Origin of the sequence: Oribacterium sinus (assembly GCF_963537195.1) — a bacterium.
Lineage (GTDB): Bacteria > Bacillota > Clostridia > Lachnospirales > Lachnospiraceae > Oribacterium > Oribacterium sinus_A.
On record NZ_CAUTEG010000094.1, the window covers coordinates 1 to 8817 of the forward strand.

The 8817-nt window shown below is 45.6% G+C and carries 8 protein-coding genes; all 8 read right to left on the minus strand.

What is annotated here, in order from left to right; all coding sequences use genetic code 11:
- A partial coding sequence (locus tag RYL27_RS09410) for a GDP-mannose 4,6-dehydratase (RefSeq protein WP_314966800.1) occupies window positions 1–206 on the minus strand: 206 nt, incomplete at its 3' end.
- Window positions 207–294: 88 nt separating this feature from the next.
- Complete coding sequence (locus RYL27_RS09415; RefSeq protein ID WP_314966802.1) at window positions 295–2478, minus strand: thiamine pyrophosphate-binding protein; 2184 nt, start codon at window positions 2476–2478, stop codon at window positions 295–297.
- Window positions 2479–2615: 137 nt separating this feature from the next.
- Window positions 2616–3431 (minus strand): hypothetical protein, encoded by an 816-nt coding sequence (locus RYL27_RS09420; protein WP_314966804.1) that lies wholly within the window; start codon window positions 3429–3431, stop codon window positions 2616–2618.
- A 170-nt stretch (window positions 3432–3601) separates the two neighbouring features.
- Complete coding sequence (gene truA, locus RYL27_RS09425; protein ID WP_314966806.1) at window positions 3602–4378, minus strand: tRNA pseudouridine(38-40) synthase TruA; 777 nt, start codon at window positions 4376–4378, stop codon at window positions 3602–3604.
- A 172-nt stretch (window positions 4379–4550) separates the two neighbouring features.
- The gene (locus tag RYL27_RS09430; RefSeq protein WP_314966808.1) at window positions 4551–5357 is read right to left on the minus strand and encodes an energy-coupling factor transporter transmembrane component T family protein; all 807 of its coding nucleotides are present in this window, start codon (window positions 5355–5357) and stop codon (window positions 4551–4553) included.
- Window positions 5350–7401, minus strand: coding sequence for an energy-coupling factor transporter ATPase (locus tag RYL27_RS09435; RefSeq protein ID WP_314966810.1), 2052 nt, complete (start codon window positions 7399–7401; stop codon window positions 5350–5352). Before RYL27_RS09435 ends, RYL27_RS09430 begins: the two co-directional genes overlap by 8 nt.
- Window positions 7402–7510: 109 nt before the next feature.
- Window positions 7511–8218 (minus strand): ABC transporter, encoded by a 708-nt coding sequence (locus RYL27_RS09440; protein WP_314966812.1) that lies wholly within the window; start codon window positions 8216–8218, stop codon window positions 7511–7513.
- Window positions 8205–8817: ABC transporter ATP-binding protein (locus RYL27_RS09445; RefSeq protein WP_314966814.1), on the minus strand; the 613-nt coding region annotated here is incomplete at its 5' end. The genes RYL27_RS09440 and RYL27_RS09445, both read right to left, overlap by 14 nt.

Genomic DNA, 8817 nt, shown 5'->3' on the forward strand with positions numbered 1-8817 from the left:
GCCAAAGCAATTTCCCCTTCCTCTGCATAGGAGGAAAACGCCTTCATATCAACGGAAATGAGCTGAAGCCCCCTAAGGGACTCCAGCTTCTCTCTATTTTTACTCTCTTTTCGAACAATGCCATAGACCTGATGGCCTTGGGAAAGCAGTTCCTTTGCGGTATAAATTCCCAGAAAACTGCTTACCCCACTGATTAATATCTTCACAAAACTCCCTTATTGCTTAAATATATCCCCTTGAAAATTCTCTCTTTCCTACCGTATTGCCAAGCATCTTCCTTTGAAAAGCTTTCCCTTATTTCTTTCTGGGATAGAGCATCAGCATTTCCATCTCCTCCTCCGGAAGGAAGGGCGCCATATCCTCAAGAGGCGGGCTGAAGAGGTTCCCCTCCGCATCTCTCTTGGCACTGGACTTGGGCAGGAACTGCTGCTCCATGCTTACAAACACTTCACAAATAACGGGGCCGCTCTGTCCTAAGGTCTTTTCAATCCCCTGCTCAAGCTCTGCATTTTCCCTGATGGAAACATAGGGATAGCCATAGGCATGGGCCAGTTTCTCAAGGTTCGGGAAGGACAGGTCACAGCCCTCCACGCCGGAGTCCACACCGATTCCCACCAAGGGCTTACCGAAGAAGCTATTCTGGGTTTGACGGATGGAATGATAGCCTCCATTGTTTACCACGAAAATCTTAATGGGCATCTGATGATGAATAATGGTTTGCAATTCCTGCAAATTCATCTGGATAGAGCCGTCTCCGGTCATTAAGAGAATATCCTTACCCTGATAAAGCGGGTAAATTTCTCCCTTGCCCTTCCAATAGGGATTCTCCGAAAGACGCTTTTTCTCATCCTCGGTAAAATCCACTACTCCGTAGTAGGCACCGATAGCCGCCGGTAATCCGTAACCCATGGAAGCCACGCCGTCCTGACTGATAAAACGAGTTCCCTTTTTAATGATATAGCTCTGTCCGCCGGCAACACAGGGAGAACCATTTCCCACCACGGTAATCTGGTCTTCCGAAGCTCTCTCGGAAAGCTTTTCCACAAGAGCGTAAACATTGGTAAGTTCTCCCTCTCGCTGCTCAAGATACTCCGGAAGCACGGTGGGGTAGTTTGCCTGATAAAAACGGATGGTATCAAGCCAGCTTAAGTTGGCATCCTGCTTTTCCGCCAAAATCTTTCCTGCCGCCTCTTCCCGCACAAAACTCTTTGCCTTTTCTCTGGAGATACCCTTTCCCCCGGCAAAAAGTGGAAGCTTTTCTTCCTGATTCAGCAAATGCAGTAAGGCCTCTAAGAGAGCCTTGGCATCTCCGTGAAGCGTCAGGTCACAGTGCACGGAGGGCTTTGCAATCTCTTCCAAATCAATATCGTTTTGCATCACATAGGCCTTGGGCGCCCACTCCCAGAAGCTGTAGCCCACCTGACGAATATTTAAGCGGGAGCCAATGCTTAAAATCACATCCGCATTTTGCACCGCCAGATTTCCCGGACGGTCACCTCTTCCTCCGGGGCGACCTGCATTTAAAGGATGCTTGGTAGGGAAAATGTCCGGAGCATTCCAGCCTAAAACCACCGGAATTCCCAGCTTTTCCGCACATTCTAAGAACAAGCCCTCCGCTCCCGCAATACGAATACCGTTTCCGGTATAGAAGATAGGATGCTCACTGCTTCGAATCTTCTCTAAAACTTCTTTAGCCAGAGGAAGGAAATCCTGCCAGTTCTGAATCCCGGTCTTTTCCTTCTGCTCCTTTCTGTCTTCCTCCAAAATATGAGGATTCTTTTCAGAAGATAAGGCCTTTAAGAGAGCTTCCTTTTCCTCTTCCTTGGCAAAATACCTTCTAAGGGCGGTGGCGGTTTCCGGATGGCTATTCTTTACACTGCCAGTTTCCCAGCCATCTCCCCCTGCTTCATAGCTCTCCGGGGAGAAGCCCAGCAAATCCTCTTCCTCCACCATAAAGCCCTGCACATCCACAGGAACATCCAACCAGCAGGGGCCGGGACGACCTGTTTGGCTAAGGTAAATTGCCTTTTCAATGGCGTAGCGTACCCGATAAGGGTCAATCAGCATCTCACTGTATTTACACATGCAGGATACAGATTGCAGAATATCAAATTCCTGGTCTCCCATGGCTCTAAGGGCTCTTCCGGACCAGCGGGCGGTATTGTCGTGACGCACCTGGCCGGATAGAACCAGCATGGGGATGGAGTCCAGATACGCTCCTACCACACCGGTAATGGCATTGGTTCCCCCTGGACCGGATGTCACACATACAATACCCGGCACATTGTGGATTCTGGCATAGCTTTCCGCCGCCATGGCACAGGCCTGCTCATGGTGCTGGTATAAGGTCTTGATTCCCTTATGGTGTCCTAAGGCATCATTCAGGTGCATTGCCCCTCCTCCAACCACAGAGAAATTTCTGCTAAGTCCCATGGAATAACACTTTTGGGCAATGTAGTCTGCTACACGAATCTTCATCTCCTGCTTCCTCCTGCTCTTGTTTACATTTTTAACCTTACTTCACTTTGTAAACCGGATCTTCTTTACAAGCAATCCCAACCGGTTTACTGTAGTCCTTACTGCTTTATAACTCTATCTTCAGCATCTTCATGCTTTTATAGCTCTGTCTTTTGGAATAGCCCTAAGGCATTTTCCTTATATTCCTTAATCAGAGATAGGTTAAACGCTTCTCCCGGAGCAGCTTCCCCATCTCCCTCGAAGATATTCATCCCCAAAATCTTCTGTCCCGAAGCCAAAACGCAGTCCATGGCGATACGGTATTCCTGCTCCGTAAAGCCCTTCCCGAAAATGTCCTTATCCATGGAACAGTACAGGGGTAGCTGTACCAAACGGAGTAGAGACGGAATATGCGTCTTTGCTCTTCCAATCTGAAAATCCCGGTCCGAAAAACAATAAAGGCTGGTATGCATCAAGGGGTCCCGAACCCCCGGGTGCCTTGCAGCCACCTCCCTTCTGGACTCCAGACTTTCCCTGCCTCCCTGCATGGGAACATACTCATCTCCCAAGGTCATCAAAGCATCGTTGATGGTGGCTTTTTCCTCTTCGGTAGCCCCTAAGAGCAAAATCCCCTTACAGTGGGGCAGTCTTACCATAACCTCCCGAAGCCAGGAATGGTGGCAAAGCCCCCGAACCTCCGGCTTCTTCACATCCGCCTGATGGTCGAAAAGAAGAAGAATAAAATCCTCCCGAAGCCTTTCCAAGAAAAACTTTGTCAAAAAGTGCATCGAAGCACAGTCAAAAAAATGCAATCCATAGGGAGAAATATCCTTTTCCAAAAGGCTTTTCCGAAAGCCCATACAGCCCTGTTCCAAGCTTTCCGGATAATACATCCCATTTTCCCGAAGAGAACGATACTCTTCTCTTCCATATCTTCCTTGAAAATCAAAAAAGGAAATCTGTTCTTTCTCCATGCCTTACTCCCTTCTTTCCTCTTCATCCCCTCAAGCCACTCTAAAGCTCTATTCTATACTTTCTATAAATACAGTTCCATAGCCTATATAAAAACCGTATCATAGCTTTATAACAACAATGCACTGTTCTCAAAAAAGCAATTCCATGGGCTTTCGAAAACTCTTCTATACTATAAAAGAAAAGATTGAAAATCTCCATAGTCTAAATTCATTAAGCAAAGCCCCTTTGCCGGAGCGGTGGGACCTGCCAGAGTACGATCCTTCTTTTCCAAAATTTCTTCTAATTGGGCTAGGCTTATCCTTCCCCTCCCCAGCTCCAAAAGAGTCCCGGCCAGAATCCGAATCATGTGGTACAAAAAGCCATTTCCCTCTACAGAAAAATGAAGGTAATCCCCCTCCTCTTCCAGGGAAAAACAATAAATCTCCCGCACAGAGCTTCCCCCCTGCAAAAGGCTTTGGGCCTTGGGATTGGCAAAGCTTCGAAAGTCATGCTCTCCCTTTAAAAGCTCCATCCCCTTGGCAATTCTCCCGCAATCCAGAGGAAAGGTATAATGGTATGCCGTCCTTCTGCGAAGGGGATTTTCCACCTTACTCCGGCAAACGCTGTAACGGTAAGCCTTCCTATGAGGGGTAAAACGGGGATGAAACTCCTGCTGCACGGAGTGGGCTTCCATCACCCGAATATCCTCCGGCAAATAGCTGTTTAAGGCCCGTAAAATCTGTTCTCCGGAAACCTTCCCCTCCGTATCGAAGGAAAGAAGATTGCCCAGAGCATGCACCCCCTGATCCGTCCGACTGGCTCCGATAAAGTTCTCCATTTTCCAAGGAAAAAGACTACGGAGCTGCTCTTCTACGGTGCCGGCAATGGTGGAAAGCCCCTCCTGCTTTTGGAAGCCATGGTAGGCCGTTCCCTCATAGGCCAGTTTTAATACAATCCGTTGTTCCATCCGCTTCCTTTCTGTTGCTCAACCAGCAGGCAGAAGACAAATCTTCTTTACCTTCCCGAAAAATATCTGCCATGCCAAAAAAGCATTCTCTCTTTGTCGTACTCTCCTTGTGATTTTATCCGGTAATACCGACCTTGCAATCCTGTCCGGTATACTCTCTATTTTTCTGATTTTATGGCAGAGAGACAAATCGGCTTCCAATGGAAAGCGCCAACACCATAAGCAGGAAGAGGTAAGAAAGATAGTCTCTTCTTTCATAGTGAAGAGGCTTCATCTTCGTTCTCCCCTCTCCCCCCTGATAGCAACGGGATTCCATGGCCAAAGCCAGGTCATAGGCTCTTCGAAAAGCGGAAACAAAGAGGGGCACCAAAATGGGCACCATAGCCTGAGCCTTCCGGATGATTCCTCCGCTTTCAAAATCCGCTCCCCTGGCCATCTGGGCCTTCATAATCTTATCCGTTTCCTCCACCAATATCGGAATAAAACGTAGCGCAATGGACATCATCATGGCAATTTCATGGATGGGCAAATGCAGCTTTTTCAAGATAGAAAGCCCCTTCTCCATCCCGTCCGTCAGCTCATTGGGGGTGGTGCAAAGAGTCATTAAGGAGCTGCTTAATACCAACAGAATCAGTCGCACTGCCATCATAGACGCAATATGCAATCCCTCTTGACTGATTTTAAACATATAAAAGCGAAAAATCTCTTTTCCCGGTGTTAAAAACAGGTTAAAGCTCACCGACAGTAAGAGGAGGAACAAAACACTTTTCAAGCCCCGAACCATAAAGGAGAAGGGAACATTGGAAAGCTTAATCAATAAAAGCAAAACCAGAGCCAGAAAAATATAGGCAGTCCAGCTGTTTACAATGAACAAGGCAATCAGAAACAAAAAGGTTCCTGCCAGCTTCACTCTGGGATCCAGTCTATGAAGAAGGGAGTCTACCGGGTAGTACTGCCCTAAGGTAATTTCTCTAAGCATTTTCCCCTCCCTTTCTCTTCTGATAGGCGGAAAGAATCATTTCCTTCGCTTCCTGCACCGTATTCTTCTTAGGGAAGGACAAGCCCTTTTCCTCCAAGCTATACAAAAAGGCCCGAATCTGAGGCAGTCCCAAGCCCAGCTCCTCCATTTCCTTTTTATGAGAAAATACCTCCTCGGGGCTACCCTGTCGAATACATTCACCCTGATTTAAAACAAAAACCTCCTCCGCATAGCAAGCCACATCATCCATAGAATGAGAAACCAAGAGAATGGTCATGGCATAGCGCTCCTGCAAATGGGCAATCACTTGAAACAGCTCTTCCCTTCCTGCCGGATCCAACCCTGCGGTGGGTTCATCCAAAATCAAAAGCTCCGGTTCCATAGCCAGCACGCCCGCAATAGCTACCCTTCGCTTCTGTCCACCGGAAAGTTCAAAAGGAGACTTCTGCCATAGAGCTTCTTCCACCCCCATGCTTCTTAAAGCCTCTTCCGCCTCTTTCTTAGCTTCCTCCAAAGATAGCCCCTGATTCTTCGGCCCGAAAAGCACATCCTCGAAAACTGTTTCCTCAAAAAGCTGGTACTCCGGATACTGGAAGACCAAGCCTACCTTGAAACGAAGTCCTTGAAAATCAAAGCCCTCTTCCCGGAAGGAAAGTACCCCTTCCTTTTCCACTTTTCTTTTCTTTCCCTTCCAAAACAAAAAGCCCTTGTCCTGTAAAATCAGAGCAGGATTCTTCCGAAAATGTACGGAAATCTCTCCTTCTTCCGGCTTAATCAGACCGTTAAAATGCTGTAAAAGGGTGGATTTTCCGGAACCGGTGTGGCCAATCAGAGCAGAAAAGCTTCCCCTTTTAATCGACAAATTGATGTCCTTTAAGGCATAGCTTTCCATGGCAGTGCCCTTCTGATAAATGCAGGAAAGATTTTCTACCTTTAGAATAAAATCCTTTTCTTCCAAAGAGGGCGTGGGAGTTTGAGAATCTACTCCCTCAGCACTCTTTACTCCAGAATTGTCTGTCTCGAAGCTTGGCAACGCATCGGATTCATCTTCCGAATCCGGCATATCTCTATCCGATTCATCCAAACTTGCCCCGGCAGGGCTGTCCATTTCAGAGCTTTGCACTGCAGAGAGTTGATTTTCTTCCTGATTCTGATTTTTCTCTCTATGCCCCTCTTCCACGAAAGAATCCTCTCCGAAGATGGAAAGCAATTCCTCCACCAGCTCCTCTTCCTTTAAAATACCATCCGAAACCGGCATACCGGAAAGACGAAGCTCATGGGCCAGGTCGGTAATCAAAGGCACATCCATTCGTAAAGACTTCAGCTCTTCCACCTTGGAAAAGATTTCCTTCGGTGTACCGTCCAGCACCAGCTTTCCCTGATCCATAAGAATAATGCGATCCGCATCCACGGTCTCTTCCATATAGTGGGTAATTAAAATGATAGTGATACCCTTCTTTTGGTTCAGCTCCCGAATAGACCGAATAACCTCCGCTCTACCGCTGGGATCCAGCATGGCAGTGGGCTCATCCAGCACAATGGTTTTCGGCTCCATAGCCAGGGTTCCTGCAATAGCTACCCTTTGCTTCTGTCCGCCGGATAAGTGATTAGGAGATTTCAGGCGGTAGGCCTCCATATTGACTGCGTCCAGAGCATCTGCCACCCTCTTCCAGATTTCCTCCGTAGGAACACCGATATTTTCCGGCCCGAATCCCACATCCTCCTCCACCACAGAGGCAATAATCTGGTTGTCGGGATTTTGAAAAACCATGCCAACCTTTTCCCGGATAGGGAAAACATTGGCCTCCTCCCGGCTGTCCATACCGGAAATAATCACGCATCCCTCCGTAGGAATCTGTAAAGCATTAAAAAGCTTTGCCAGTGTGGATTTTCCGGAACCGTTATGGCCCAGCACACAGACAAAGCTTCCCTCTTCGATTGTGAAATTCAAACGAGAAATAGCGGAAAGCTTCTCCACTACCTCATCATTTTCATCCCTTCGTACGTATTCGTAAGTACAATCTTTTATTTCTATATTATTCAAAAATTTTCTCCTAAAGAAATACACAATAAATCCTAGTCAGTATATCCCTTAGCATGTGAAAAGGCAATGAAATGCGGTTCTAATCGTCAGCTCATGCTTCATCATAGTCTTAATATGTCCATTTAAATTGTTTACTCCTTTGAAATACAAAGGTAAAAATGCCTTTTCCTGCAAAGAAATATGCTACACATAGCATCAGTAGAATAAAAAATTCCTTAACCCCTGCTGTTTGATAAATCAATAGAGCGTAAAAATGGGAACCTGCCGATAGCGGATTGGTATAGTTCAGATATCCCGGTAAAGAAAGGATACTGCCGGAAAGAAATAAAAACAGGTAGCCAACAATGCTGACAAAAGAGGCCATTTTCGTAAAAATTAGGGTTAAGGCAGACAGTATATAGGATATCCCCATACAGCCAAAGCACACCGGCATAACAATATAAAAGTATTCAAATCGAAAGCTAAGCTTTATAAACAAAGAGGCTATTCCTATGCAAATACAAGCTTTAACACTATTTAGCAAAAACCAAACCAAGGTTTTTACGCTAATGATTTGCATAATGGAATAGGGTTTAATCATCAGGTTTTGCAAAGTTCCCATCTGCTTTTCCGTGGATATACATAAAGACGCTTCCGATAAAACACCATTTACCAAAATCCACAAAACATAAGCAAAGAGCTTTTCCTCTTGTTCCCCCTCAGTATTCATGACTATTACAAGTAACAAAATATCTGTTAATATGCCCACAATATAATCCGGATAATAGCTGGCCGCCTCTATCAGACTTTTTTTGCATTCCGCTTTAATCAGTTTCATGGAAAACCTCCAGCAATATTTCTTCCAAGTCACTTTCCTTTTTTCTTATTTCCAGAATTTCATATTTTTTATAATAGCTTTGATATATATCCTGAAAGCTTCCCCGAACCGCATCACTTTCCAGTTTATTGTCTTTTATATAGGAAACAATATATAAATCCTTGTCTTCGTAATCCGTTTTATCGAATTCATGTACGACTCCATCCTTTAAAATCAGTATTCTACTTTGAAGTTTTTGTACCACATCCATTTGATGTGAGGTAAGTAAGACTGCAATTTTCTCTGTTTTTATAATGGTATTCAATATCTGTATAACGGATAACTTACTCTGTATATCCAGCCCCAACGTAGGCTCATCCAAGAGTAAGAGCTTCGGAGAAGACATTAGGGCAATCAATAAAGCCAGCTTTTGTCGCATTCCCCGTGAATAAGTCCCTACAGCTTCATGGATTGCTTCTTCCAATTCGAATAGAGAAATATATGTTTTGATTTTCTCATTCCCGGAATCAATGTTCAGAAGTCCGGAAAAGTACTCAATATTTTGCCATCCGGTAAGATAATCATAAACATTCACACTGGATTCCAGCAAAGCATTTACC

Coding starts and splice junctions, on each gene's coding strand:
- RYL27_RS09415 (WP_314966802.1), bottom strand. CDS start 2,478: ATGAAGATTCGTGTAGCAGACTACATTGCCCAAAAGTGTTATTCCATG.
- RYL27_RS09420 (WP_314966804.1), bottom strand. CDS start 3,431: ATGGAGAAAGAACAGATTTCCTTTTTTGATTTTCAAGGAAGATATGGA.
- truA (WP_314966806.1), bottom strand. CDS start 4,378: ATGGAACAACGGATTGTATTAAAACTGGCCTATGAGGGAACGGCCTAC.
- RYL27_RS09430 (WP_314966808.1), bottom strand. CDS start 5,357: ATGCTTAGAGAAATTACCTTAGGGCAGTACTACCCGGTAGACTCCCTT.
- RYL27_RS09440 (WP_314966812.1), bottom strand. CDS start 8,218: ATGAAACTGATTAAAGCGGAATGCAAAAAAAGTCTGATAGAGGCGGCC.